The organism is Rheinheimera sp. NSM, assembly GCF_052380015.1.
Taxonomy (GTDB): domain Bacteria; phylum Pseudomonadota; class Gammaproteobacteria; order Enterobacterales; family Alteromonadaceae; genus Alishewanella.
Genome location: NZ_JBQTCI010000002.1, coordinates 749,702 through 775,432, shown reverse-complemented (window position 1 = coordinate 775,432; position 25,731 = coordinate 749,702). Strand labels below are relative to the sequence as shown.

Here is a 25,731-nt window from a genome sequence, read left to right as displayed (position 1 = left end):
GCCAGGCTCCCAATTAAGCAAAGCCCGACTCGCAAGAGCCGGGCTTTTTGCTTTGAAGCGCCTCGCGGCGCACTACTGCTGCACAGCAGCTACAGCGCTGCGCGTGTAGCATTGCGAAACACCTCCTGTGTTTCGTCCTGCGGACCGTTGCGTTGCAACGTCCAAAGGTGTTCCTGACACCTTTGTGGCTATGCGAGAGTAGCCTGTTTGCTTTTTATCTGCTTACCTTTATCGACCTAAAAAGCTGTCCCAATCTTTCCAAACCGGCTGTAAGCCTTGTTGTATCAAGGCCTTGGCGACCTGTTTTGGTGAGCGGTTATCGTCTATGCTAAATTGCTCAAGGTTTTCCGGTTCGACACTGTAACCACCGGGTTGGGTTTTGGAGCCGGCGCTGACACTGGTGATAGCCAGGGGGACCACGTGCTGGCGGAACACGGCAGACTCACGGGTAGAAAGGCTGATTTCCAGCTCAGGCGCAAACAGGCGAAAGGCGCAAATCAGCTGGATCAGTTCTTTATCGCTGATTGGATTTACATCAGTACTACCGCCGCTGCAGGGCCGGATCCTGGGTACTGACAGACTAAAACGGCATTGCCAGTACTGTTTTTGCAAATATTGCAGATGCTGTGCCAGCAAGATGGCATCGGTACGCCAATCGCTAAGGCCAAGTAAAATGCCCAGACCGATTTTATCTATACCGGCCAGGCCAACTCTGTCCGGTGCATCCAGTCGCCAGTGGATATCGCTTTTCTTGCCCTTTAGATGATATTGCTGATACGCCGCCGCATTATAGGTTTCCTGATACAGTATTACTGCATCTACGCCAAGTTTTTTCAGCCTGGCATATTCTGCGGTGTTTAGTGGCTGCACTTCTAACTGCACACTGCTGAAGTAACGCCGGATCAATGGCAGCACATCGCAAAAATAGTCGATACCAACCTTGCGCTCATGCTCACCGGTTACCAGCAGCACCTGATCTATCCCCATGGCTTTAATGGCGCGGCATTCCTGCTCTGTTTCAGTAAGGTTTAAGGTGCGCCTTTTTACTTTTTGGCTTAACGAAAAGCCGCAGTAGGTGCATTCGTTGGCGCAAAGGTTGGATAGATACAAAGGCGCATAAAACTGTACGCTGTGGCCAAACCTTTGTCGGGTCAGCTGTTGTGCTTTGGCCGCCAGCACCGGTAACAAAGGTAAAGCGGCCGGAGATAGTAGCGCCTGTAAGTCACTCAGTGCTAAGCGGGGTTTATGCAGTGCTGTTTGCACCTGAGCTGTTGAAAAGTTGCGGCTTTGCAGCTGCAGTGCTTGCCAGTCTTGTTGCTGCCAATGCGCGCTGAAACTCATAACGCCGCCAGAAAATCAGTTAGCGGGCTTGAGGCTGTAGCATGCGGCTGTGCTGCTGCTAAACCGGCGTTGTAGGCGATGCGGCCGGCGCTTACTGCTTGCGCAAAGGCACCGGCCATAGCAACCGGATCCTGACTTGCAGCAATGGCAGTGTTTACCAGTACAGCAGCGGCGCCAAGTTCCATAGCTGCAGCTGCATGCGATGGCGCACCAAGGCCGGCGTCGATAATAACCGGCACTGTGGCCTGTTCGATAATAATCTCCAACATAGCGCGCGTTTGTAAGCCCTGATTTGAACCTATAGCTGCACCCAGCGGCATCACTGCGGCACAGCCGGCTTGCTCCAGCCGTTTACACAGCACCGGGTCGGCGCTGCAGTAGGGCAGTACGACAAAACCTAATTTAACCAGTTGCTCTGCCGCCATTAAGGTTTCGATAGGGTCCGGCATTAAATAGCGTGGATCAGGATGAATTTCTAGTTTCAGCCAGTTAGTTTGCAGTGCTTCGCGCGCTAACTCTGCAGCAAAAATGGCTTCTTTGGCCGTTTTAGCACCTGAGGTGTTAGGCAGCAGTTGAATATTCATCTCGCGCAGCGGGCTGAGTAAGTCATCTTGCGGCTGCTCCCATTGCAGCCGCTTAAGTGCCAGGGTAACCAACTGACAACCACTGGCTTGTATTGCCTGCTGCATAAGGCCCGGGTTGGCAAACTTACCGCTGCCCAGCAACAAACGGCTGCTGAAGCTTTTGTCTGCTATGTGAAGCATAGTCAACCTCCGGTTACTATCTGAAACAGTTGCACGGCATCATCCGGCTGCAACTGATACTGCGGCCATAAACGTTTGGCCAGTACGGTATTATTTATCGCCACGGCCAGGCCGGTGTGCTCTGGAGCATGTTGTTTCAGCAACTGTTCTACCGTGATACCGCTATCCAGTGGATAACGCACATCATTAATGCTGATATGCATAGTGCCGCTCCCATGCCTGCTTTAACTGTAAAAAGGCTTGCTCCGGCTGTGTCTGGCCGGTGATTGCCGATACCACGGCAATACCATTGACACCGCAAGACAGCACATCCGCCACACGGGCCTGGTTTATGCCGCCAATGGCTACCGTTGGCACATCGTGGCACAGAGCGGCATAGTGTTTCAGCTTTTGCAGCCCTTGTGGCAGTGATGGCATTTGCTTGGTTTGGGTTGGATAAATATGGCCAAGCGCAATATAAGAGGGCTGTAGCTGACGTGCCGTTAACAGCTCGGTGTAACTGTGGGTAGAAACGCCCAGTCGTAAGCCGGCGCCGGCAATGGCGGGTAAATCTGCGCTGGCTAAATCTTCCTGGCCCAAATGCACACCAAAGGCAGCGTATTTAATGGCTAACTGCCAGTGATCATTAATAAATAGCCGTAGTTTGTAATCACGACTAAGCAGCACAGCTTGCGCGATCTGTTGCTCGATATCTGCCGCTGAGCCTTGTTTCAGCCGCAACTGGATCACGTCCAGCCCCAGCGGCAGTAAGCGTTTCAGCCACTGAACACTATCGACAACCGGATACAGGCCAATAGGCGCGCCCATTGGTGCGAAGCTGAGGTTGTGCGGCAGGTTATGCTGTTGTTGTAATTGCGGGAAGTAATGATACTGCTGCGGCCAGCCGCTATGTTGCAGGCTGCCGGCGCCTTTACCGGTAGCGTAGCCGCGGCTTAATGCTTGCTGCAGATAAGCCCGGCCGACAATAATACTGTCGCTAAGCGGGTAATCGTGGGCGCAAGCTGCGGTGACGGCACTGGATAGCACGCAACCGGTACCATGGTTATGTGTGGTGCTGAGCCTGGGTTGATGTAACGTATAGCCGGTATTTTTGCCAAAAAAGCTGTCGGTAACAGTGGTGCCGCTAGTGCTGTGGCCGCCTTTGACCAACACGGCCGCTGCGCCCCATTGCTGTAACTGCGCCGCCTGGCTGGCAACCGACGCGGTTGCCTTGTCGCTGAGCAGTGCCAGCTCCGGCAGGTTAGGTGTAATCAGGTCGAGCAGCGGCAACAGTTGCTGCCGCCAGATACTCAGCGTACTTTGGCGGATAAAGTTATAACCGCTGCTGCTGCTTAATACCGGGTCTGCAATGACGCTAAAGCCATACTCAGTCTTATGTTTGGCCAGCCACAATGCCAGTTGTTGCAATAACGCTGCGTCGGGAATCAGGCCTATTTTAATGGCTTTCGGTGGCATATCCTGCAGCAGGCAATTTAATTGAGTGATAAACAGCGCCGGACTGACCGTTTCATAGCCCACCACTTCTGTGCTGTTTTGTGCTGTTATTGCCGCAATCACACTGCAGCCGTGGCAACCCAGAGCAGCAAAAGTATGCAAATCTGCCTGAATACCGGCGCCGCCGCCACTGTCTGAGCTGGCAATAGTCCAGACGATGGGTTTAGGGAGTGGCTCATGCATCGCTCGCCGCCTCTTCTTGTTGAATTTGCTGATTAAGCCGCATCGAGCAAAACTTGGGGCCGCACATGGAGCAGAATGGCTCGGCATCGGCGCCTTCATGGCTTAACGTTTCATCGTGATAGGCTTTAGCGGTAAACGGGTCCAGTGCCAGGTTGTACTGATCCTGCCAGCGAAACTCGTAGCGGGCTTTAGACAACGCATTGTCTCTTTGTTGCGCTGCCGGATGGCCCTTGGCCAGATCTGCGGCATGGGCAGCAATTTTGTATGCAATAAGGCCTTGTTTTACATCTTCTTTATTTGGCAGGCCTAAATGCTCTTTCGGGGTGACATAGCACAACATGGCACAGCCAAACCAACCAATCATTGCAGCACCGATACCGGAGGTAATATGATCATACCCAGGTGCAATATCTGTGGTGAGGGGGCCTAAGGTATAAAACGGTGCTTCATGGCAGTGTTTTAGCTGTTCAGTCATATTTTCCTGAATCAGTTGCATTGGCACGTGCCCCGGGCCTTCAATCATTACCTGGACGTCATAACGCCAGGCAATTTTAGTCAGCTCACCTAAGGTACGCAGCTCGGCAAATTGGGCGGCGTCATTGGCATCAGCAATGCTACCGGGGCGCAGGCCGTCACCCAGGGAGAGTGAAATATCGTAGGCAGCACAGAGCTGACAAATCTGTTCAAAATGCTGATATAAAAAGCTTTCCTGGTTATATAGCCTGGTCCACTGCGCCATAATAGCGCCGCCGCGTGAGACGATACCGGTAACGCGGTTAGCGGTTAAGGCAACATAATCTTTGAGCACGCCGGCATGAATAGTAAAGTAATCGACACCTTGTTCGGCTTGCTCTACCAGGGTGTCGTAAAACACCTGCCAGTTCAGTTGGCTGACATCACCTTTCACTTTTTCCAGCGCCTGATAAATCGGTACTGTACCAATCGGCACCGGGCTGTTGCGTAAGATCCAATCCCTTGTTTGATGAATACGCCGGCCGGTGGATAAATCCATCACGGTATCAGCGCCCCAACGGGTGGCCCACACCAGCTTTTCTACTTCCTCTTCAATACTGGAGCTGACCGAAGAGTTGCCGATATTGGCATTCACTTTTACTTTAAAGTTACGGCCGATAATCATCGGCTCCGCTTCAGGGTGGTTAATGTTGGCCGGAATAATGGCGCGGCCGGCGGCGACTTCCCGGCGCACAAACTCCGCAGTGATTTGTTTGGGTATAGCAGCACCAAAGCTTTCGCCCTGATGGCTTCTGACGCCATCGGTATTGGCCGCCATATTTTCCCTCAGCGCAATAAAATGCATCTCCGGCGTAATAATACCGGCCCGGGCATAATGTAATTGGGTTACCGTTTTACCGGCTTTGGCTCGTAGCGGCTGATGTTCAAACTCAGTAATTTGTTCATCCAGGGCAATATCTGCAAAGGGCGGTAATGGTGAAGGCGCAACATCGGTGCGTGCGGTAATCCAGTTAAGGCGTAATTTCGGCAGGCCTTTGAGCACATCTAATTGCTGTGTCGGGTCACCATAAGGGCCCGAGGTGTCATACACCGCTAAACAAGGATTAGGCTGCTCACTGCCATCGGCTAAGCGGCTGGGACTAAGATGAATATCCCGCACCGGGACTTGCACGCCGCTGTGTTCGCACAGCAGATAACGGCGGCTGGAACCCGGAAAAGTTTCACCCTGCAGCGCCTGAATATAAGCGCGGGCATGGGCACGTAAATCACGTTTGGATAAAGTTGATACAGACATAGCAAACTCCGGTTAACAAGTTGAGGTTGCTTGTCCGGAGTGGGGGCAGGTTATAACAAGCAGCCAAACTGTTGGGCGGATTTTCGCTGTGTTAAATACTGTATTTCCCCTTGTTTCCCTTCGCAGGTATTAGCCTGATCAGGTTCAACGGATCCCGTTTTCACGGTCTCAGCCCGCTGTAAACAGCTGGGCACTCCGACAAGTAGTGGCCGAGTATAAAGACAAGCTGAGCAAATTGGAAGGCCACATGTATTGCTGAACTTGCTTGCTAGTCGGAGTTGTCAGCCGGCATGAAGTATCTTATTGTGAAACGGATTGTTACTGCTAACAGTTGAAAGATAACAAAAAAGGACTTCACTATGAGAGATGTACTGTTTTTTGATTCAATGCTGACACCGAAGATAATTACTTTTGTTTATTGGTTGCTGTTGTTTGGTGTGTTAGTCAGTGGTCTGGGCGCTATGTTTACCGCTTATGGCAGCTTTTGGCAGGGTTTAGGTATTTTAGTGTTTGGTAGTATTGGTGTGCGGATTTGGTGCGAATTATTGATCGTGCTATTTAAAATCCATGAGAATTTAAAAAAGCTGGCAGAAAAAGAGTAAAGGTAAACACCGGCACAGGCCGGTGTTTTTTGTTACAGGCTTTGCACGTATAGATATAACGATTTAAGTATTTTCAGTTTCTGCTCGTCGCTGGCATGTTCATGTGCCAGATTTTCCAACACCAGACTAAAATCTTCCATCGTCAGATTCGGGTCATCCACGCCATGCATTAATTTATCGGTGCGGTAGCGCTGCCATTTTTGCTGTTCGCTGTGGCTCAGGCTGGCCGGGTAGTTACGGGCGCGAAATAAAAACAGCAGGCTGTTTAAACGCTCATCGGCAAATACCGGGGCGTTAACGGCCAGCTGCTCCGGCGGCAACTGATGCAGTTGCTGCATTTTTTGCTTATCGCCATCGCTGATAAAACCGCTATATAACTGATAATCCGGGTTGGTTTCGGCCGGGAACTCATTTAATTGCTGATACAACTCTATGGCTTTAGCCTGGGTGGCGCGATGTTGGCGCAAAAAGTCTAAATGCTTAAGACACTCTGCGCGGTCGATGCCAAAGGCGGCTGCGCGCTCTTCAGTCAGGGTCTTGGCCGGCGCCAGCACCGGACATTTATTCAAATGAATAAGCTTTAAGCCGAGGCGCTGCTCACCGTCTGCCAAATCCGCGGTTTTGGTATACAGTTTTTGCTGCAAGCTGGCAATATCGTCTTCCAGCAGCGGTGTTGGATCTGCCTGCAGATTGTAGCAAATCACGGCATTTTTATTGGTAGGATGAAACGCCAGCGGCACTATCCAACTGACACAGCCCTGGGTAGCGGGAAACTTAGACGATACATGTACCAGCGGCGTCATACCCGCGACATCAATCAACTCGGCAACTTTGGCTTTTTTGCGCAGCTCAAACAAATAACCAAACAGCTTAGGCTGCTTTTGTTTTATCAGTTTTGCCATAGCAATGGTGGCGTACACATCGGATAACGCATCGTGGGCATTTTCATGTGCCAGACCATTGGCGCGTGTTAACTCTTCCAGCTTAAAGCTTGGGCTGCCATCCTCGCGTACCGGCCAGGTTATACCGTCGGGGCGCAGCGCATAGCAGGCACGCACCATATCAATAAGATCCCAGCGGCTATTGCCGTTTTGCCATTCGCGGCCATAGGGTTCATAAAAATTGCGGTACAGGCTGTAACGGGTTACTTCGTCGTCAAAGCGCAGGTTGTTATAGCCCAGTACACAGGTATTGGGCGTGCTGAAACGTTGCAGAATTCGCTGCATAAACTCAGTTTCTGCCAGGCCTTTTTTATTACACAGTTGCGGCGTCAGGCCGGTTATTAATGCCGCTTGCGGATGGGGCAGGTAATCGTTTGCCAGTTGGCAGTACCATACATCCGGTTCAGCAATAATATTCAGCTCAAGATCGGTACGGATGCCGGCAAACTGAGCGGGTCGGTCACGCTTGGGATCGGCACCCCAGGTTTCGTAGTCGTGGAAATAGAACGTAGGCTGTTGGTTCAATTTTTATGTCCTGCGTTGTCGAGTGTAAAATTCATTCTGGCTAAAGACAAAACCATGCTTAGTTAGCGTAGTGTAACAGCTGGGGGGCAATGTCGTCGATGCGGCCAATACGCAGCATAAAAAGAATGCTATTGCCAGAGAGGTGCCACGCATACGGGAAAGCTAAAAATAGCCTATTTTGTACCGCACTACTTTCGCCGTACCATAGTAACCAGACTGGCAGAGCAGGGGGTAGCACCACATGTAACCGGTATGATTGGATGGAAGAACAACTTCAAGGATATGATTTGTGGTATAGATTGATATTACAATCGTTAGCAAGTAAACATTGAGGATGAAACATGCTCCAAATAAACACAGGGAAACTTTTTGCTAATGGTGTTGGAAGAACAAATGATCTTAGAGGCGTGCTGTATTCAAACCTTAAACTTGCCTTCTGTGACGACATAATAACAGCCGCTGGTACGTTACGAACTACCCAAGGGCGGAATAGCAACGCTATAGTTTATGAATTGGAAGAGAAAATCGAGGAAAGCATTGTTGGCCCTGGAGTTTTGCTTTCCCATTGTGTAGATCCATTTCTGCAAGACTTTGCGGCTGTCGCGTCCTTCGGACTCAATATCCTTATGTCACCAAATTCTAACTTGGTTACACGGCTAACCAGTGGGGAACTAGGCTTATCCTCATATGATACGCCAGATAAGTTTTTAAGACGTTGTTTTGATAAACAGATCTACATTAAAGATGATGAAGTAAATTCATTTACTAATTTTGTCAACCAATTGCTTGGGCTAGAGCGAAAACGATTTTTGAGTGTTATGAGAGCCATTCGAACTTATGTGTCTGGCGTACAACGAATTCCTGATGATTTGAGCCTCGCTTATACCTTAATGGTTACGGCCGTTGAGTCACTTGCTCAGGACTTTGATGGATACGAGTCGACATGGGATGATGTGCATGAAAGGAAGCGTAAACCATTAGACAAAATACTTGAAAATATAGGTGAGTGCTACGCTAAAAAATTTAGAGAAGCCATTCTTTCTGTTGAACATATTTCGATAGGCCGGAGATATTGCGCATTTGTATTAGAGCATATAGATGGCAGCTTTTTCAGGTCTGAGGAGGCTCTTCAACCCAATACCGTATCTAAATTTGAGTTAGATGAGGCATTAAAGCAGGCTTATACGATCAGATCAAAATATGTTCATAATTTAAGAGTGCTGCCTGATGAACTAAGCTTACCTTTCAACCATCGTGAAGTAGCTTATGTAGATCGCAGACCGACCTTGACGCTACAAAGAATATCTAGGCTATCAAGACATGTAATAAAAAAATTTGTTGAGAAAAGCTCGAAGGTGGAGCGTGAAATATACAATTATACCCGTGAGGAAGCTGGTGTAGTCGTAGTGCCATTAGCCCCACAATACTGGTGCAAGCACACTGAGGGATGCTAAAGATGTTCCTAGGCGTTTAGAAGGATTTTTGCAACAACTGGTCTCTGTTATGAGCGATAACAAAAATCATGAACTGACAGATATAAGACCTGTGTTGCTGGATATAGAAAGAATAATAGATCAGTCTCCCAAGCAGTATAAGCCCTCAATGCTGTTGTTACATGGTTTGTTTAATTACATTATAACACCTGAACAGAAAACCAAAGGCTGCGTCGAATTCTGCGAAAAATACGAAGGCATACTGATTGGTGATACCCCAGAGCAGTTGATCGGGCTTACAATAATAGGGAAAACTAATATTTGGTCAATTGATGATCATCGTGCTTTGCACGATAAATATTTCAATCAACGCTCTAAAAAAAGCGGATTTCATGCTCCTCAATATTTTGAAGCTGCTGCCAGCCTAGAGCTTGCTGAGCGATATAGATTGAATGGTGACGTTACCAATGCGCAAGAACTAATTGCAACGGCCGTTGAGAACTTTCCAAGTTGTAAATCGCTTCATCAGCTGGAGACAGATTTTAATGATGGATATGTCATCAAGTGGCATACCGTTCTTTTCCCTAAAAATGTTGATAAACCTACTGATCAGGTACAGTAGGTTCTCTTTTTAGGAGTTCAGCTCCAAACTCTCCTGCCCCCCCATACTTCTTATCGACATACGCAATAACTGCTGACTTTAAAAACAACCGCTTGCTGAAGCCTGGCAGCGGTTGCGGGAAGTCTGGGCTTATTTTCCGAAGGCGGTTAGATCTGCAATGGGGCATAAATCCGAACTGTGTAGAAGTCTGCACTATCAATGGCTTGGCGGAAGCTGTTTCAACCAAGCCTACATTTAAGCGCGCCTTTGCAGAGCACCGCTGCCTGCCGTCGTGTGCCGGTTGGTAAGATTGGCGCAATGAACTAATTGTCATAGTGTACGAAGTTTGGTACTATGATTGCGGGTGCGTTGTTTTTGAAATGCTACAACATTCCAAAAACCGGAGGCGCAGTTGGAATTTAACGGATTGGGAATTGGCAGATGAACATTCTTACAGTTAGCGAAGCACGAGCTAACTTTAAGGCCGTTATTGATACCGTGCTGGATACTCATGAGCCTACGCTTGTGACTAACCAGCGGTCTGGCAATGTTGTAATGATTTCTCAAGAGGATTACAACGCCATGCAGGAAACGCTGTACTTACTAAGTACACCGAATAATGCTAACCGTTTACGGGAATCGGTAGCACGCATTAAAGCTGGCTCCTTCGATGTGAAGGAACACTTTTTGGATGAACAAGAAAAAGGTTAAACCCGGCGTAGCGTTTGATGCCAGTGCATGGGATGACTACCAGTATTTTAAGCAGTACGACAAAAAGCTAAGCGCACGTATTGATGAGTTGATAAAAGAAGCAATGCGTTCGCCGTTAGAAGGTAAGGGTAAGCCCGAACGTTTGGTAGGGGATTTCGCCGGCTTTTATTCACGCCGGATAGACCGTGAACACCGTTTGGTTTACACCTACTCAGATGGCTACCTGATAATAGCGCAGTGTCGGTTCCACTATTAAGAAAGGGGCACTAAGCCTCTTTTTCATTTTTCTCATATCCATTTGGACCCCAGGTGACCGGACTCTACAGCCACTTACCGGCATTAAAGGACTGCGAAGTAGAAGAAGATTACCGCCTTACTTATCATCGTCCATCAGACTTTCCAATGCCGAACCTGGATCTTCTTCACCACAGACTGAGCTATCTTCAGGGCTTGCGGCTTCTGCATCTTTATGTGACAACGGCGGTTGATGCCTGACTTTATCAGATGGATGCTTTGTCTCGGTTTGGGCAGGACTTTTCATTAGTTTGTGTTATCTGAGTTCTGAATAACTAAAGTATAGGTAACCGCCGCTGTATAGCAATACACCGTAAAAGCCGTTAACAATAACCGCTTGCCAGAGGGTAACGTTACGATGCAGGCTGGCACAGCTGTCGCAATACATTAAGGGAAGGCGAATCCTGATTTTTGCCATACGCCAGCCCCAGCTCGCGTTGCAACTTCAGCTGAGCCAGAGGGCGTAGTGCTAAATCCTGCCGCTGTAGTAAAGTGTCAAAGTTTGGCACCAAAGCGCAGCCGACACCGGCCGACACCAGGCCCAGCGCATACTCAATGGTTTGAATATCCGCGCGTACATCGGCTTTTATGCCGCGGCGCACCAGCTCCGGGTACAGTGTATTCCAGGCATCACAAGGCGTACGTTTTATCAGCGGCAGTTGCTCAAAGTCTTCCAGCTTTATTTCCGACTGCAAACTCAGCGATGAGCCGGGAGGTAAAGCCAGCAAATAGCTGTCATGCCAAATGGGCTGGAATGCTTCACCGGCTTTGAGCAACTGCGGCGTAATAATGCGGGCGTCGCAGTGCTCATCCGGTTCAACCAAATGCAGCTCCAGCCCGGGCACACTGTTGCTGAATTCGCGCAGTAACCGGCTCATGCGTTCTACCCCCAGCGCACGGATTAACCCCAAGCGGAATTTTATCCGTGCCACCGGTTGGCTGAACGATGCTTTGAGCGATTGCAACTGCGCCAACAACCGGCCGGCATGGCCATAGAGTTTTTCGCCATCCTCCGTTGGAGTTACCCCTTTGGGTAAGCGAATAAATAAGCTTACCCCCAGCTCTTGTTCCAACTGACGCAGCGCCGCTGACAATGATGGCTGTGCCACGCAGCACAGGCGCGCGGCCGCGCTGATACTGCCTTGTTCGTACACGGCAACAAAGTAACTGAGCTGGCGAATATCCATAGTTATAAACTATACCTGATACAGAATTATTATATTTTAACTCTATATCAAAGCAGGCTAATCTGGCCATAACAAAAATTATTTCGCTGGTTTTATTGAGGAATTTGCTATGACACGTGCACATTTTGACTGGCAGGACCCGTTTGCGCTTTCTGCCATGCTAACCGAAGAAGAACGAATGATCCGCGACAGTGCGCAGCAGTATTGCCAGGATAAATTGTTGCCGCGGGTGTTAATGGCAAACCGCGAAGAGCATTTTCATCGTGAAATTATGACTGAACTGGGTGAGCTGGGCTTACTTGGCGCCACCTTGCCGGAAAAATACGGCTGCTCTGCGGTCAATTATGTCTGTTATGGCCTGGTGGCGCGTGAAGTAGAGCGGGTAGACAGTGGTTATCGCAGTGCGATGAGTGTGCAATCCTCGTTGGTGATGCACCCCATTCATGAGTACGGCAGCGAAGCACAGCGGATGAAATATTTGCCCAAATTGGCCCGCGGTGAATGGGTAGGTTGTTTTGGCTTAACCGAACCGGACGCCGGCTCGGATCCGGCCGGCATGCGCACTACCGCCAAAAAAGTAGCGGGCGGCTATGTGTTAAACGGCAGCAAGATGTGGATCACTAACTCACCAATTGCCGATGTGTTTGTGGTATGGGCCAAATTAGACAGTGATATTCGTGGCTTTGTCCTGGAAAAAGGCATGAAAGGTTTAACAGCGCCGAAAATTGAAGGCAAGTTTTCATTGCGCGCCTCTGTTACCGGCGAAATTGTGATGGATAATGTTGAGGTGCCTGAAGATGCACTGCTGCCTAACGTCAGTGGCTTAAAGGGCCCCTTTGGTTGTTTAAACAAAGCCCGCTATGGTATTGCCTGGGGAGCACTGGGTGCCGCTGAATTTTGCTGGCATGCGGCGCGGCAATATACGCTGGACCGGCATCAGTTTGGCCGGCCGTTGGCAGCCAATCAGTTGATCCAGAAAAAGCTGGCCGATATGCAAACTGAAATCAGCATTAGCTTACTGGCTTGCTTACAAGCCGGCCGCCTGATGGATCAGGATCTACTGGCGCCGGAGACGATCTCGCTGATTAAACGTAACTCGTGTGGCAAGGCACTGGATATCGCCAGGATGGCGCGTGATATGCACGGCGGCAACGGTATAGCGGATGAATACCATGTAATTCGCCACGTGATGAACCTTGAAGCGGTAAATACCTACGAAGGTACCCACGATGTGCATGCGCTGATTTTAGGCCGGGCGCAAACCGGTTTACAGGCCTTTAGCGGCTGATAAGCCCGGCACTTTACTTAAGCGGAGTAAGCCTTATGTCAGAAGCCGTGCATCCCTGGGTTAATGAATACCGTCTCCGGCTGAAAAGCGGCAAACTGCCGCCGCACAGCAGCAGTCACAGCATAGAGTTCAGTATCCTGTACCAGCTGTGGCACAGCCAGTTGTGCAGCCGGTTGCTGGATTTACAGTCACGCTTGTTGCAAGCCAAAGGCCAGAGCTTTTACACCATAGGCAGTGCCGGTCATGAGGGGAATGCTGCGGTAGCGGCAGTACTACGTGTTACCGATCCGGCATTTTTGCATTATCGTAGCGGTGCTTTTTTTATCGAGCGCAGCAAGCAACTGCCGGGTGCTACGCCTTTATATGACATGATGCTGTCGTTTTGCGCCAGCAGTGAAGACCCAATCTCCGGCGGTCGGCACAAAGTGTTGGGTAGCCTGGCGCTGAATATTCCGCCGCAAACCAGTACTATCGCATCGCAGTTGCCTAAAGCGGTTGGAGCGGCCTTTGCTGTCGACTTAAGTAAGCGGCTGGGTATTGCCGGCCAGTGGCCTGCTGATGCCATAGCACTGTGTAGCTTTGGCGATGCTTCGGCTAACCATTCTACCGCTCAGGGCGCGATTAACTCCGCCTGTTGGGCTGCTTATCAGCAGGTACCGTTACCGGTGCTGTTTGTCTGTGAAGACAATGGCCTGGGTATTTCTACGCCAACGCCCAGTGGCTGGATAGAACAGGACTTAGCCGACAGGCCGGTGCTGAAGTACTTTGCCGCCGACAGCCGCGATTTAGCGCAAACCTATACCATTGCCAAAAGGGCAGCAGACTATGTGCGCACTAAACGTAAACCGGCAGTGCTGCACTTATCCACCGTACGTTTATTTGGCCATGCCGGTGCCGATGCAGAAGTGGCATACAGAAGCAAAGCACAAATTGATGCGGAGCTGGAGCTTGATCCTTTGCTTAGCAGCACTGCAGCGCTGCTGGCCGGCGGCGATATTACTGCTGAACAATTATTGCTGCAGCTGGACAGGCTGGAGGCACAAATAGCCAGAGTAGCTGTAGTAGCCAGCAGCCGGCCTAAATTGACGACAGCAGCGCAGGTGATGGCGTCCATTGCTCCGCTGCGTCAGACAGTGGCTGTACCGGCACTGCCGGCGGCTGAAGCGCGCCGGCAATTATTCGCTTTTGATCAGCATAACAGCGGTAAAAAGCAGCATTTGGCCAAATTATTAAACTGGGCACTGCATGATGTATTAGCGCAGTACAACAATACCGTGGTGTTTGGCGAAGATGTTGGTAAAAAAGGTGGCGTTTACGGCGTTACCCAGCATTTGGTGCATGCTTTTGGCAGTAACCGTGTCATTAATACCTTATTGGATGAGCAAAGTATTTTGGGTATGGCCATTGGCCTGGCGCAGCAGGGCTTTATCGCTATCCCCGAAATTCAGTTTCTGGCTTATGTGCATAATGCTGAAGATCAGATCCGTGGTGAAGCCGCTACCTTGCCATTTTTCTCCAATGGCCAGTACCACAATGCGATGGTAATTCGCATTGCCGGGCTGGCCTATCAGCGCGGGTTTGGCGGTCATTTTCATAACGACAACTCTTTTGCTGTATTTCGCGATATTCCGGGCGTTATTTTGCTGTGTCCGTCTAACGGCCATGATGCGGTGTTATTGCTGCGCCAGGCGGTGCAATTGGCGCATCAGCAAAAGCGCCTGGTAATACTGCTGGAACCCATAGCGCTGTATATGACGCGTGACCTCAGCCAGCCCGGTGATGGCTTGTGGTTGGCCGATTACCCGGCGCCGGATACGCCGTTGCCGGCCTTGGGTGAGCCAGCGGTATATGGTGATGGCAAAGAACTGGCAATTATCAGCTACGGCAATGGCTATTATTTAAGCCGTCAGGTGGAGCAGGAGCTGAGGGCACAGGGCTATCATATCCGTCTGCTGGATTTACGTACCCTGGTACCACTGCATACGCCGCTGATTATCAGCGCATTGGCGGGCTGCACTAAGGTATTGATCGTAGATGAGTGCCGCCGTCGTGGTTCACTCAGCGAAGAGCTGTTTACCGCCTTACATGAAGCTAAGCCCGGTTATTTTGATATCCGCCGTTTATGTGCTGAAGACAGCTTTATTCCGCTGGGCGCAGCAGCGTATACGGTGCTGCCATCGGTGCAGCAAATTATTGGTCAGGCACTGGCCTTATTGGGTGCAACTGCGGCGGAGATGGTGCAATGAAAAAAACAGCCTTAGTGGTATGCCCGGGCCGCGGCAGTTATAACAAAGCTGAGCTGGGGTATATCAGTAACAATACTGCCGACACTGGTTTGCTGGCGCAGTTTGACCGCGTGCGCTCTGAGTTAGGGTTGCCAACAGTCAGTGAACTGGACAGCCGGGCAGTATTTAGCCGCAGCGTGCATTTGCAGGCAGACAATGCTGCTGCACTGATTTTTGCCGCCGGTGTAGCGGATTATCGCAGTATTAATACAGCTCAGTTTGACGTGGTGGCGGTGACCGGTAACTCGATGGGTTGGTACACCGCGCTGGGTTGTGCCGGCGTGCTGGCGCCGGATAACGGTATGCAGCTGGTGAGCGATATGGCCCGGTTAACCGCAGGAGGTGCCGGAGCACAGTTTATTTATCCGGTTATTGATGATAACTGGCAGCCGGATACAGAACGCGCAGCTTTAGTACAGCAACAGCTGGTGCTGCATGAAGGCGAGCTGTTTATGTCGATAGTATACGGCGGTTATGCAGTACTGGCCGGCAGCGAGAGTGCAGTTAACATGGCGATGGCGGCGTTACCACCGTGTGATGAGCGTTTCCCGCTATTGCTGCCGGGGCATGCCGCTTTTCATACCACTTTTATGCAAGCCGCATCAGATAAAGCTTTAGCGCTGTGGCCGGCGGCGCGTTTTAACCAGCCGCAACTGCCCCTTATAGACGGTCGTGGCCGGATCTGGCCGGATGGCGGCAGTGATCCGGCGGCGCTGCAGCGCTACACCCTGCAACATCAGGTCTGCCAAAGCTATGATTTCAGTACAGCGCTGCAAGTGGCGGTAAAAGAATTTGCGCCTGAGCATATTATTTTAACCGGCCCTGGCGCAGGGCTGGGTGGGGCAGTGGCACAAAGCCTGATTGAGATTAACTGGCAGGGGCTAAGTTCTAAGCAGGATTTTATTGCCGCCCAGCAAGTCACAATGCCCTATGTAATCAGTATGGGGCTGCCGGAGCAGCGGCGTTTGCTGCTCTGAGTTTGTTAGCCGGCACTGGCGATGCGGTTAAGCACACTTATTTTATGCTGGTAGCGCTGTTTATCTTCGGTTGATTTGGCTGCACGACGGGCTTTTTCGAGGTAATGCGATGCTTTTACTGTGTTGTTCAGCGCGAAATAGCTTCTGGCCAGGCCAAACAGCGCTTCATGGGTATCATTGTTCAGCGTCAGCGATTGTTGAAACAGTGCAATGGCTTGATTCAGCTCATTGCGTTTCACCGCTTCATTGCCCAGCATTACATAGTACCAGGGGTTAGTTTTGCGCTTTTCATGCACCTGTTGCTCCAGTTTTTTTGCTGCGCTGATGTTACCACTATAACGGTACAACACCGCCAGATTAGCCATCGCATTGGTAGATGTCGGGTCTAACGCCAGGCTATGGTGATACGCCTGCTCTGCCAGTGGGTACATGTTCTGTTGCCGGTACAGTACAGCAAGATTGGACCAGGTAACGGCGTAGTCAGGATCTGCTGCTATGGCCGCGCGGTAGTAACGGTAGGTTTGGGCAAGGTTATAGTGGTCAAAGGTTTCAGCGGCTTTGTTATTGTAAAACATGGCAATAACGCGCTCCGGTTTGATGGTTTCAGTTGCGAAACGCTGTTTTATTGTGTTGCGGTCAAAATCAATAACAATGTCGCTGCCAAGCAGCACCAGGCCTGAGGCATAATTTAACTGCCGGTTTTGCACTAATTTTAAATTGATATGGCCGTTTAACCAGGTTTGGTTAGTATCGCTGCTCCAGTATTCCGGAATTTTCACATCCTGGAACACCGCGCCTATACCTACTTCTTTGGCAATGCTGTAGGTCAGAATAGACAAACTTAAGCAATTCGCCTGGCGTGTGGCCAGGGTCTCGCTGACGGTTCTGGTTACAGTATGGTTGTACGTCAGGCTGTCGCCGGTATGCGCCAGAATATACTTTAAGATGGCGGTACTGCGCTCAGCCATGCCTAATCGGGCAGACGTTAGTGCACTCAGTTCAGCTTTGTTGGCCTGTGGTAACCGGAATATCTCTTCTGCCGTTTCAACCGGATATAGTTCGCCCTGAAACCGGGTCTCATCAACTAACAGCTTTTGCGGTTCCATCAGCTGCCAATGCTCTGATGTGTGCTGGCACGACACCAAAGCGACCAGTGATAAAACAAAACTAACGGAAATTACAGTGTTCATAATACTGCTCCGATACTCAACATTGTTAACTATAGACCAGCTTGAGGCACAATCAGTGCGTCAAATTGTAACAAAGCTCATCACGGTAGCGGCCACTCAACTTTACAGCCGGTTGTGATTCTGTGACGAATCAAGTACAAAGAATTATTGCGAATGCGGGAATCAATCATGAAAACACTTCTATTAGCAGCTGCGCTTGGTACTTGTTCTGTTCTGGCGCATGCCAAAGCGCCTATTGGCATCGTTATTCACGGTGGCGCCGGTACTATCAGCCGTGACAGCATGAGTGCCGCGCAAGAACAGGCTTATCATGCCATGCTTACTCACGCGGTTAGTCAGGGCTATGCGGTACTGGAACGCGGCGGCTCCAGCCTGGATGCGGTTACTGCGGCGGTAATAGTATTGGAAGACTCGCCGCTGTTTAATGCCGGCAAAGGCGCGGTGTATACCTTTGATGAAAGCCATGAGCTGGACGCCTCTATTATGGATGGCCGTAGCCGTAGTGCCGGTGCCGTCGCCGGGGTAAGCAATGTAAAAAACCCGATTTTGCTGGCGCGGGCGGTAATGGAAAAATCAGTGCATGTAATGTTGTCCGGCAAGGGCGCAGAACAGTTTGCTAAAGAGCAGCAGTTGGAACTGGTGGAGAACAGCTATTTTAATACTGAATTTCGCTATGAAGCCCTAAAGCGGGCGAAACAAGCTATAGCACCACAGCCGCACCAGGCGGCGCTGCCTTATGATCCGGCATGGAAAATGGGCACGGTAGGCGCGGTAGCGATAGATAAAAAGGGCAATTTAGCGGCCGCGACGTCTACCGGAGGAATGACAGCCAAACGTTATGGCCGCATTGGCGATGCGCCCATTATTGGTGCCGGTAACTTTGCCGACAATAAAAGTTGTGCGGTATCAGCAACCGGCCACGGCGAATTTTTTATCCGCTATCAGGTGGCCGCCGATATCTGTGCCAGAGTGAAATATCAGAACAAAACGGCTGCAGTGGCTTCAAAAGAAGTGATGGCTGAGCTAAAAAAAGCCGGTGGTGATGGTGGTGTTATTGTGGTCGATCACAAGGGCCAGCTTAGCTGGACTTTTAACACTGAAGGGATGTACCGCGCCCTGAAGGCCGAAGGCGGCGAAGTGATCAGCGAAATCTTTGCCGGCAAGCCGTAATTTTGCGGCAAAGCGGCTAAATTCGGCTAATCTTAACAAGAGCCTGATGCTCAGTAATACAGTGCAGGGGGAAGCATGGATTTACTCAAAGTGGCAGATTATATGAACCGTTATCCGGTCACCTTTAGTGCAGAGATGCCGGTTGAAATGGCTGTTGATCGGCTGATTAAAGGTCGCCAGACCGGCGGGCCCGTTATTGATGAACATAAAAAAATTATTGGTTTTATCTCCGAACAGGATTGTTTGCAGCGCATGCTGATGTCAACCTACCATGATCAACAGGCCTCAAGAGTCGCTGATGTAATGAACCCGGCGGTGTTAACGGTAAAAGGCTACGACGGTATTATCGATTTAGCGCAAATAATGTTAAAAGCCAAACCAAAGTTGTATCCGGTAGTGGATGACGATGGCTATTTACTCGGCATTATCACCCGCTCGGATGTATTAGGCGCAATAGATAAAGAGCTGCATTCGCATTATCGTAAGGTAGGCTAATTTAAGCGCTGGATCTTTACCTGCCGCTCTTGGTAGCATGGCGCCCTCTGTTAACGAGGGCGTTGTTTTGTCTGAAGCTGTTATCTCTGTACCTGAACTTATTTCCCGCATTCCCGCTTGTCTGTTAAAAGACCAGTTTCGCCTGCGTCGGCGCTTACATAACTGCAAAAATCTGGCTGATGAGGCAAAAAACACGCAATTAGCGCGTATTGCCGCCGATATTGCCCGCTCGCAAATGCTACGTACTGCCAGGCTGGCTGCGCTGCCCAAGGTAAGCTATCCGCCACAGCTGCCGGTATCGGAAAAGAAAGACGATATTAAAGCTGCCATTGCAGTCAATCAGGTGGTGATTATTGCCGGTGAAACCGGCTCGGGTAAAACCACGCAAATTCCGAAAATTTGCCTCGAGTTAGGTCGCGGCGTTGCCGGTATGATAGGCCATACTCAGCCAAGGCGTTTAGCCGCACGCAGTGTCTGTGACCGTATCGCCGAAGAGCTGCAGTGTCAGGTGGGCAACCAGGTCGGCTATAAAATCCGCTTTGGCGATCATACCAGCGACAATACTTTTGTTAAATTGATGACCGACGGTATCTTGCTGGCCGAGATTCAGCAAGATCGCTTTTTAAACCAGTACGACACCTTAATTATTGACGAAGCGCACGAGCGCAGCCTGAATATCGACTTTTTGCTCGGTTATCTAAAACAGCTGCTGCCGAAACGGCCGGATCTCAAGCTGATTATTACCTCAGCCACTATCGATCCGCAGCGCTTTTCAAAGCACTTTTTTAATGCGCCGGTAATTGAAGTTTCCGGCCGTACTTTCCCGGTTGAAACCCGCTACCGGCCGGTAAGCGAGCAAGACGACAAAGACGCCGATCAGCTGCAAGGTATTTTTGATGCTGTCGACGAGCTATACCGCGAGCCGCCGGGCGATATTCTGATTTTCTTAAACGGTGAGCGTGAAATCCGCGATACTGCCGATGCGCTGGAAAAGTTAAAACTGCCGCACACCGAAGTATTGCCGTTGTATGCCAGGTTAAGTGCAGCTGAGCAAAACCGCATCTTCCAGAGCCATGCCGGCCGGCGCATTGTGTTGGCTACCAACGTGGCCGAAACCTCGCTGACAGTGCCCGGTATTCGTTATGTTATCGATCCAGGCACCGCGCGCTTATCACGCTACAGCTATCGCTCCAAAGTACAACAATTGCCGATAGAAGCCATCAGCCAGGCCAGTGCCAACCAGCGTAAGGGCCGTTGTGGCAGGGTGGCGGCCGGTATTTGTATCCGGCTGTACAGCGAGGACGATTTTAACGGCCGGCCGGAATTTACCGACCCGGAAATACTGCGCACTAATTTGGCCTCGGTTATTATGCAAATGCTGGCGCTGGGCCTGGGCGATATTGCAGCCTTTCCGTTTTTACAAAAGCCGGACAGCCGCTTTGTTAACGATGGTGTAAAGTTGCTTGAAGAGCTGGGCGCTATTCCGCTTAATCGCAATAAGCAGGGCCTGCAATTAACGGAGTTGGGTAAAAAACTGGCGCGCTTACCGATAGATCCACGCCTGGCGCGCATGGTACTGTTTGGCGCTGACAACGGTGCTTTGGCCGAGCTGTTGGTGCTCGCAGCTGCACTGTCCATTCAGGACCCGCGTGAGCGGCCGCTGGACAAACAGCAAAAGGCCGATCAGTGTCATGCCCGTTTTGCTGATCCGGATTCCGACTTCGCTGCCTGGCTCAAACTGTGGCAATATCTGCAGGAGCAACAAGAGCAGTTAAGTAACAACCAGTTTCGCCGTTTGTGCCGCCAGGAGTTTTTAAATTACCTGCGGGTGCGCGAATGGCAAGATCTTACCGGCCAGCTTACCCAGCTTATGCAGGAGCAGGGCTATCAGCTAAACCGGCAAACGGCCGGTTATCAGGCTATTCACCAGGCGGTGCTAAGTGGCTTGCTGGGGCAGGTGGGTTTTAAAGACTCAGAAGCCGATTACTTAGGCCCAAGGCAAACGCGGTTTTATGTGTTCCCGGGCAGCCATTTATTTAAACGCAAACCCAAATGGGTGGCGGCAGCTGAATGGGTAGAAACCAGCAAGTTGTATGCCCGTACCCTGGCCAAAATTGAACCGGAATGGATAGAGCCACTGGCAGAGCATTTGGTGACGCGCAGTTACAGCGAGCCGCACTGGGAGAAAAAGCGCGGTGCGGTAATTGCGTATGAGCAAGTCAGTTTGTATGGTTTGGTTATCGTGGCCAGGCGCGCTGTGCTGTACAGCAAAATAGACCCGGCAGTGTGCCATACGCTGTTTGTGCGCGAAGCGCTGGTGAATCAGGAGCTGGGCACTAACGACAGCTTTTTACAGCATAACCAGCGCCTAATTGACGATGTGACCGCGCTGGAAGAAAAGTCACGCCGGCGCGATATTCTGGTAGATGAAGACACCCTGGCGGCGTTCTATCTTCAGCGCGTACCGCAGTGGGCGAATAACCGGATAGATTTTGCCAAATGGTGGAAGAAAAAACGCAGCGAAGATGCCTCTTTTCTTAACTTTGACCCCAACAGCCTGCTGAACCGCGATGCCAGTGATATTACCGCCGATAAATTTCCTGAAAGCTGGCGTCAGGGCAATTTAACGTTGCCGCTGGAATACCATTTTGCCCCGGGCGAGATAGATGATGGTGTCAGCGTCATTATTCCGCTGGCGCTGTTAAACCAATTGGATGATAACGGCTTTGACTGGCTGATCCCAGCGCTGCGCCACGAGTTGCTGGTGGCACTGATCAAATCGCTGCCCAAGCAATACCGGCGTAATTTTGTGCCGGCACCCAATTATGCCGATGCGTTAATGCAAACGCTGAACCCGGACGAAGGCAAGTTGCTTGAGGTTATCACCTTGCGCTTAAAGCGGATGTCCGGCGTAACGATTCCGGAAGATGCCTGGGATCTAACCAGCCTGCCGCTGCATTTGAAAATGAACTTTAAAGTGATGGATGACAAAGGCACCACCTTGCGACAAGGCCGCTCGCTGGGTTTACTAAAACAAGGCTTGCAGGGCGAAGTACAGCAAAGCTTAAGCCAGGTGGCCGAGCAGGGCATAGAGCAGGATAAATTAACGCAGTGGAGCTTTGGCCAGCTGCCGCGTGAATACGTTAAATTACAGGCCGGCTATGAAATTAAAGCCTTTCCTGCCTTAGTGGACGAGCGTGATTCTGTGGCAATAAAGTTGCTGGATAACCCGCAACAAGCACTGGAAACCACCAAGCAGGGGCTGCGGCGCTTATTGCTGCTGAATATTCCGTCACCGGTAAAATACCTGCAGGAATCGTTACCAAATAAAGCCAAGCTGGGTTTGTACTTTAACCCCTTTGGCCGCGTGTTAGAGCTGATAGATGATTGTATCGCTGCCGGCGTTGACGCCTTAATAGCGCAAAGCGAGCTACCGCAGAATGAACAGGATTTTAATCAGCTCAGAGAGAAAGTGCGCGCAGAGCTGGGTGATGCCGTGCTGGCGATAGCGCTGAAAGTGGAGCAAATATTAACCCTGTGTCACGATATACAAAAGCGCTTAAAAGGCAAAGTTGATTTAGCCCATGTGCAGTCACAAGGCGATATTAAGCAGCAGCTGAATGAGCTTATTTTTAAAGGCTTTGTCAGCAATCATGGCGCCGCACGGTTGGACGATATACTGCGTTATTTGCAGGCAATGCAAAAACGGCTGGAGAAGCTGCCGGTTGATCCACAGCGCGATCGTTTATTGATGCACGAGTATCAAAAAGCCTTTGACAGCTATAATAACCTGTTAGGTAAATTTGCCGGCAGCAAGATATTACCTGAGCCGGTGCAGGCAGTTTACTGGATGCTGCAAGAGCTGAAAGTGTCTTTACATGCGCAGCAATTGGGCACACCTTATCCAATTTCGGTGAAGCGCGTATTGCACGCAGTGCAGGAAATTAAAACCTGAATTAAACGCAGAATAATATTAGTAAATACGCAGAGTGGTCGCTTTCACTCAGCGGTAAGCAAGTTGACAGCTATGGCAGATTGGGCCAGTGCTCAGCAAGCTTTACATGGACAGGGGAAAGTTCTATAACTAGCAGCTGACGTTGCGAAGGGGGACGCTATGCTAACAAAAGGCGATAATCGGCATTATTTCAGGATGATGGTCAATGCCGAAGTTAAATTAATGATCAATGATCCGGAAGCCGGACGGGTGTTGGACGGTATTTGCCGTGATCTCAGTGCGTCCGGTATGTCAGTCGATGTAGATGAACCACTGGAGATGGGCACTTTGATCCGTGTCAGGTTAGAGTCCGCCAATGCCAGTGTGCCGCCGTTGGATGCCAGTGCAAAAGTGATGCGCTGCAGCCAGGAAAGCGAAGACAGCTATCAGCTGGGTTTGGCTTTTATGGATCTGAATTAAGCAGTTGTACAATAGTGTTGTTGGCAGTGTCAGCAACAAACAAAAAAGCAGCGTTAGCTGCTTTTTTGTTGCCCAAATTGAGTTGTACGGTACAGTGCCGGTTACTGTTGGTTAAAGCGTACGTTAAAGCTAACCGGAACTAACGGCTCAATACTTTTAAGCCCTGCCAACTCCTGTAATTTGGCTACGCCGGCAGTTAACTTAAAGCTGTTAGTGTTCAGCATCAGCGGCGCTGCTGTTACCGCTTGCAATGTATTGGCGCTGAGCTTGGTAATACGCAGTTTGGCATTAAGTGTCACCGTTTCTTTGGCAATGGTAACGGCCAGCGGCAACTCCAATAATATACTGTCGCCAGGCGCCAGTTTGGCTACCGCCGCCTGTTTTAGCTCTGCCGATGCGGTGATGGCGGCAAATTGCTCTGCTTGTAATACATACTGCCAAATGCGCTCGTTACGGATTGGGATCAGCGTGTCCATGCTGTTCACCGCAATACTTACCGTAACGGTATTACCATCCCAGTTGCCGCTGAGCTGGTTAAACTGATGCGTCTCTGCGACTAACTCATTTTTTACCGACACGAAATGCAAACCGGATTGGCTGTTATCCAATGCCCAGTCGGCTGCGGTGGCGACGCTGCTACTCAGTGCCAGCGCCAGTGCGAATACTTTCATAAATTGCTCCAATCTTAGTGCCAATCGTAGTGATAGTGTCAGCATACCCTAAGCGGCTACTGACACCAAATCTTTGACTTTAATAGATTTTACACACCAGACCTTTTAAGTAGCTGCCCTCGGGATAAAAGCTGGCGATGGGGTGGTCGCTGTCCTGGCTTAGTTTCTCAATAAACAGGCAGTCACGTTTAGCGTCAATGGCGGCATCGGCAACAATTTTCTGAAACAAACCATCTTCCATCAGGCCGGAGCAGGAAAACGTTAGCAACAAGCCGCCCGGTTTTACAATTTGCATCGCAACCATATTAATATCTTTGTAACCGCGGCAAGCGCCCATCAGCTGTGCTTTGCTATCAGCAAACTTTGGCGGGTCCAGGATCACCATATCAAACTGCTTACCTTGTTCGCGGTACTGGCGCAGCAGTTTAAACACATCAAATTTCACATTATCAATTTTTGATAAATCGAGCTGATTCAGTTCCGCATTTTTTAATGCGGTATTAAGTGCCAGTTCGGATAAATCGGCATTAGTGACCGCCACAGCCCCCCCTTGCAAGGCAGCTACACCAAAGGTGCCGGTATAGCTAAAACAGTTCAGCACGGTTTTATCTTTGGCATAACGTTTAGCTGCAGCACGGCTGGCGCGTTGGTCCAGATAAAAGCCGGTTTTATGGCCCTGCATCACATCAACCAGCAGTGACATGTCGTGCTCTTTAATAATCACTTCGCCATGCTCACGCGGCAAATGCAGCCAACCTGTAACCGGTTTCAAGCCTTCTTTTTTACGCACGTCCACATCAGAGCGCTCGTAAATACTGTGCTCCGGGAACAGCTGTATCAGCGCTTGTACTATTTCGTTGCGCCAGCTATCAGCACCGGCCGACAACAGCTGGCACACCAGGATAGTGTCGTATTTATCTATGGTGACACCCGGTAAGCCATCAGACTCAGCCGCCACGACGCGCAGGCCGTTGGTGTGGTTTAAATCAAACAGTTCGCTGCGTAGCTGCCAGGCGCGGGCAATACGGCGCCGGAAAAAATCCGCGTCAATTTGCTCTTGCGGGTTAAAGCTCCATACCCTGGCGCGAATTTGCGACTGCGCAGAGTAGGCAGCATAGCCCAACCATTCGCCTTTGCTGCTGACTACCTCAACCGTTTGGCCGTTGGCCGGATTGCCACTGACGTGCTTTACCGCCTTGGAAAAAATCCACGGGTGTAACCGCTTTAACGACTTTTCCCGTGTTTCCTGTAAGGTTAAGCGTGGCAAAGCAGATTGGGTAGATGATACTGAAGGCTGGTTCATGGGCATTTTCACACTGTGCTAGACTAAAGGCCGCATTGTAGAGAAGCGCTGCACAAAGCTAAAGCAGAATTTATGCAGCCCAACCAATTCGCTA

The 25,731-nt window shown here is 50.3% G+C and carries 21 protein-coding genes, 1 pseudogene and 1 riboswitch; of the genes and pseudogenes, 12 read left to right on the top strand and 10 right to left on the bottom strand.

Annotated features, from left to right (window positions below; all coding sequences use genetic code 11):
- Window positions 1–228: 228 nt before the first annotated feature.
- From thiH to thiC, 5 genes and pseudogenes are all read right to left on the bottom strand, one after another.
- Window positions 229–1,341 (bottom strand): 2-iminoacetate synthase ThiH, encoded by a 1,113-nt coding sequence (gene thiH / locus ACTZWV_RS09335; RefSeq protein WP_444786272.1) that lies wholly within the window; start codon window positions 1,339–1,341, stop codon window positions 229–231.
- On the bottom strand, window positions 1,338–2,105 hold the full coding sequence (locus ACTZWV_RS09330; protein ID WP_444786271.1) for a thiazole synthase: 768 nt from the start codon (window positions 2,103–2,105) through the stop codon (window positions 1,338–1,340). The genes thiH and ACTZWV_RS09330 overlap by 4 nt, the downstream gene beginning before the upstream one ends.
- A 2-nt stretch (window positions 2,106–2,107) precedes the next feature.
- Window positions 2,108–2,308, bottom strand: coding sequence for a sulfur carrier protein ThiS (gene thiS / locus ACTZWV_RS09325; RefSeq protein ID WP_444786270.1), 201 nt, complete (start codon window positions 2,306–2,308; stop codon window positions 2,108–2,110).
- Window positions 2,292–3,782 carry a thiamine phosphate synthase gene (gene thiE / locus ACTZWV_RS09320; protein WP_444786269.1) on the bottom strand — a complete coding sequence of 497 codons (1,491 nt, stop codon included), beginning with the start codon at window positions 3,780–3,782 and terminating at the stop codon, window positions 2,292–2,294. Before thiE ends, thiS begins: the two co-directional genes overlap by 17 nt.
- Before the next feature lie 16 nt (window positions 3,783–3,798).
- Window positions 3,799–5,550: pseudogene (gene thiC, locus ACTZWV_RS09315) on the bottom strand (phosphomethylpyrimidine synthase ThiC); the annotation flags it as partial.
- A gap of 97 nt (window positions 5,551–5,647) precedes the next feature.
- A riboswitch (TPP riboswitch) is annotated at window positions 5,648–5,758 on the bottom strand.
- A gap of 151 nt (window positions 5,759–5,909) precedes the next feature.
- Here thiC and ACTZWV_RS09310 point away from each other — a divergent pair.
- Window positions 5,910–6,152, top strand: a complete 243-nt coding sequence (locus ACTZWV_RS09310) for a DUF4282 domain-containing protein (RefSeq protein WP_444786268.1) — start codon at window positions 5,910–5,912, stop codon at window positions 6,150–6,152.
- Between the two features lie 32 nt (window positions 6,153–6,184).
- Here ACTZWV_RS09310 and sbcB read toward each other — a convergent pair whose 3' ends face one another.
- The gene (gene sbcB, locus ACTZWV_RS09305; protein WP_444786267.1) at window positions 6,185–7,618 is read right to left on the bottom strand and encodes an exodeoxyribonuclease I; all 1,434 of its coding nucleotides are present in this window, start codon (window positions 7,616–7,618) and stop codon (window positions 6,185–6,187) included.
- A 341-nt stretch (window positions 7,619–7,959) separates the two neighbouring features.
- Between sbcB and ACTZWV_RS09300 the strand changes: the two genes are divergently transcribed.
- The 4 genes from ACTZWV_RS09300 to ACTZWV_RS09285 all read left to right on the top strand — a co-directional run bounded on the left by ACTZWV_RS09300 (window position 7,960) and on the right by ACTZWV_RS09285 (window position 10,619).
- Window positions 7,960–9,072, top strand: a complete 1,113-nt coding sequence (locus tag ACTZWV_RS09300) for a hypothetical protein (protein ID WP_444786266.1) — start codon at window positions 7,960–7,962, stop codon at window positions 9,070–9,072.
- Between the two features lie 49 nt (window positions 9,073–9,121).
- On the top strand, window positions 9,122–9,673 hold the full coding sequence (locus tag ACTZWV_RS09295) for a hypothetical protein (protein WP_444786265.1): 552 nt from the start codon (window positions 9,122–9,124) through the stop codon (window positions 9,671–9,673).
- A gap of 420 nt (window positions 9,674–10,093) precedes the next feature.
- The gene (locus ACTZWV_RS09290; protein ID WP_444786264.1) at window positions 10,094–10,363 is read left to right on the top strand and encodes a type II toxin-antitoxin system Phd/YefM family antitoxin; all 270 of its coding nucleotides are present in this window, start codon (window positions 10,094–10,096) and stop codon (window positions 10,361–10,363) included.
- Window positions 10,344–10,619: a Txe/YoeB family addiction module toxin gene (locus ACTZWV_RS09285; RefSeq protein WP_444786263.1), complete on the top strand. Its 276-nt coding sequence runs from the start codon at window positions 10,344–10,346 to the stop codon at window positions 10,617–10,619. The genes ACTZWV_RS09290 and ACTZWV_RS09285 overlap by 20 nt, the downstream gene beginning before the upstream one ends.
- Before the next feature lie 391 nt (window positions 10,620–11,010).
- Here ACTZWV_RS09285 and ACTZWV_RS09280 read toward each other — a convergent pair whose 3' ends face one another.
- Window positions 11,011–11,844, bottom strand: coding sequence for a LysR family transcriptional regulator (locus ACTZWV_RS09280; protein ID WP_444786262.1), 834 nt, complete (start codon window positions 11,842–11,844; stop codon window positions 11,011–11,013).
- A gap of 109 nt (window positions 11,845–11,953) precedes the next feature.
- Here ACTZWV_RS09280 and ACTZWV_RS09275 point away from each other — a divergent pair, with 109 nt between their 5' ends.
- Genes ACTZWV_RS09275 through ACTZWV_RS09265 form a run of 3 tightly spaced genes read left to right on the top strand, consistent with a single transcriptional unit; the run spans window position 11,954 to window position 16,394 of the window.
- On the top strand, window positions 11,954–13,132 hold the full coding sequence (locus tag ACTZWV_RS09275; protein WP_444786261.1) for an acyl-CoA dehydrogenase: 1,179 nt from the start codon (window positions 11,954–11,956) through the stop codon (window positions 13,130–13,132).
- Between the two features lie 35 nt (window positions 13,133–13,167).
- Window positions 13,168–15,378, top strand: coding sequence for a thiamine pyrophosphate-dependent enzyme (locus ACTZWV_RS09270; RefSeq protein WP_444786260.1), 2,211 nt, complete (start codon window positions 13,168–13,170; stop codon window positions 15,376–15,378).
- Complete coding sequence (locus tag ACTZWV_RS09265) at window positions 15,375–16,394, top strand: malonyl CoA-ACP transacylase (protein ID WP_444786259.1); 1,020 nt, start codon at window positions 15,375–15,377, stop codon at window positions 16,392–16,394. Before ACTZWV_RS09270 ends, ACTZWV_RS09265 begins: the two co-directional genes overlap by 4 nt.
- A gap of 5 nt (window positions 16,395–16,399) precedes the next feature.
- Here the strand turns inward: ACTZWV_RS09265 and ACTZWV_RS09260 are convergent, their stop codons facing one another.
- Window positions 16,400–17,584 carry a tetratricopeptide repeat protein gene (locus ACTZWV_RS09260; protein WP_444786258.1) on the bottom strand — a complete coding sequence of 395 codons (1,185 nt, stop codon included), beginning with the start codon at window positions 17,582–17,584 and terminating at the stop codon, window positions 16,400–16,402.
- A 168-nt stretch (window positions 17,585–17,752) separates the two neighbouring features.
- Here ACTZWV_RS09260 and ACTZWV_RS09255 point away from each other — a divergent pair, with 168 nt between their 5' ends.
- From ACTZWV_RS09255 to ACTZWV_RS09240, 4 genes are all read left to right on the top strand, one after another.
- Complete coding sequence (locus ACTZWV_RS09255; RefSeq protein ID WP_444786257.1) at window positions 17,753–18,754, top strand: isoaspartyl peptidase/L-asparaginase family protein; 1,002 nt, start codon at window positions 17,753–17,755, stop codon at window positions 18,752–18,754.
- 75 nt (window positions 18,755–18,829) lie between these two features.
- On the top strand, window positions 18,830–19,249 hold the full coding sequence (locus ACTZWV_RS09250; protein WP_444786256.1) for a CBS domain-containing protein: 420 nt from the start codon (window positions 18,830–18,832) through the stop codon (window positions 19,247–19,249).
- 67 nt (window positions 19,250–19,316) lie between these two features.
- Entirely contained in the window at window positions 19,317–23,204 is a 3,888-nt protein-coding gene (gene hrpA / locus ACTZWV_RS09245; RefSeq protein ID WP_444786255.1) for an ATP-dependent RNA helicase HrpA, read from the top strand.
- Window positions 23,205–23,363: 159 nt separating this feature from the next.
- Complete coding sequence (locus ACTZWV_RS09240) at window positions 23,364–23,663, top strand: PilZ domain-containing protein (RefSeq protein ID WP_305550572.1); 300 nt, start codon at window positions 23,364–23,366, stop codon at window positions 23,661–23,663.
- Between the two features lie 101 nt (window positions 23,664–23,764).
- Here the strand turns inward: ACTZWV_RS09240 and ACTZWV_RS09235 are convergent, their stop codons facing one another.
- Window positions 23,765–24,334 carry a YceI family protein gene (locus ACTZWV_RS09235; protein WP_444786254.1) on the bottom strand — a complete coding sequence of 190 codons (570 nt, stop codon included), beginning with the start codon at window positions 24,332–24,334 and terminating at the stop codon, window positions 23,765–23,767.
- A 79-nt stretch (window positions 24,335–24,413) separates the two neighbouring features.
- Complete coding sequence (locus ACTZWV_RS09230; RefSeq protein WP_444786253.1) at window positions 24,414–25,637, bottom strand: class I SAM-dependent rRNA methyltransferase; 1,224 nt, start codon at window positions 25,635–25,637, stop codon at window positions 24,414–24,416.
- Window positions 25,638–25,731 lie beyond the last annotated feature (94 nt).

Coding starts and splice junctions, on each gene's coding strand:
- ACTZWV_RS09300 (WP_444786266.1), top strand. CDS start 7,960: ATGCTCCAAATAAACACAGGGAAACTTTTTGCTAATGGTGTTGGAAGA.
- ACTZWV_RS09275 (WP_444786261.1), top strand. CDS start 11,954: ATGACACGTGCACATTTTGACTGGCAGGACCCGTTTGCGCTTTCTGCC.
- ACTZWV_RS09330 (WP_444786271.1), bottom strand. CDS start 2,105: ATGCTTCACATAGCAGACAAAAGCTTCAGCAGCCGTTTGTTGCTGGGC.
- ACTZWV_RS09290 (WP_444786264.1), top strand. CDS start 10,094: ATGAACATTCTTACAGTTAGCGAAGCACGAGCTAACTTTAAGGCCGTT.
- ACTZWV_RS09240 (WP_305550572.1), top strand. CDS start 23,364: ATGCTAACAAAAGGCGATAATCGGCATTATTTCAGGATGATGGTCAAT.
- ACTZWV_RS09280 (WP_444786262.1), bottom strand. CDS start 11,844: ATGGATATTCGCCAGCTCAGTTACTTTGTTGCCGTGTACGAACAAGGC.
- ACTZWV_RS09260 (WP_444786258.1), bottom strand. CDS start 17,584: ATGAACACTGTAATTTCCGTTAGTTTTGTTTTATCACTGGTCGCTTTG.
- ACTZWV_RS09270 (WP_444786260.1), top strand. CDS start 13,168: ATGTCAGAAGCCGTGCATCCCTGGGTTAATGAATACCGTCTCCGGCTG.
- ACTZWV_RS09295 (WP_444786265.1), top strand. CDS start 9,122: ATGAGCGATAACAAAAATCATGAACTGACAGATATAAGACCTGTGTTG.
- ACTZWV_RS09310 (WP_444786268.1), top strand. CDS start 5,910: ATGAGAGATGTACTGTTTTTTGATTCAATGCTGACACCGAAGATAATT.
- thiS (WP_444786270.1), bottom strand. CDS start 2,308: ATGCATATCAGCATTAATGATGTGCGTTATCCACTGGATAGCGGTATC.
- ACTZWV_RS09230 (WP_444786253.1), bottom strand. CDS start 25,637: ATGAACCAGCCTTCAGTATCATCTACCCAATCTGCTTTGCCACGCTTA.
- ACTZWV_RS09265 (WP_444786259.1), top strand. CDS start 15,375: ATGAAAAAAACAGCCTTAGTGGTATGCCCGGGCCGCGGCAGTTATAAC.
- ACTZWV_RS09235 (WP_444786254.1), bottom strand. CDS start 24,334: ATGAAAGTATTCGCACTGGCGCTGGCACTGAGTAGCAGCGTCGCCACC.
- thiE (WP_444786269.1), bottom strand. CDS start 3,782: ATGCATGAGCCACTCCCTAAACCCATCGTCTGGACTATTGCCAGCTCA.
- thiH (WP_444786272.1), bottom strand. CDS start 1,341: ATGAGTTTCAGCGCGCATTGGCAGCAACAAGACTGGCAAGCACTGCAG.
- ACTZWV_RS09255 (WP_444786257.1), top strand. CDS start 17,753: ATGAAAACACTTCTATTAGCAGCTGCGCTTGGTACTTGTTCTGTTCTG.
- ACTZWV_RS09250 (WP_444786256.1), top strand. CDS start 18,830: ATGGATTTACTCAAAGTGGCAGATTATATGAACCGTTATCCGGTCACC.
- ACTZWV_RS09285 (WP_444786263.1), top strand. CDS start 10,344: ATGAACAAGAAAAAGGTTAAACCCGGCGTAGCGTTTGATGCCAGTGCA.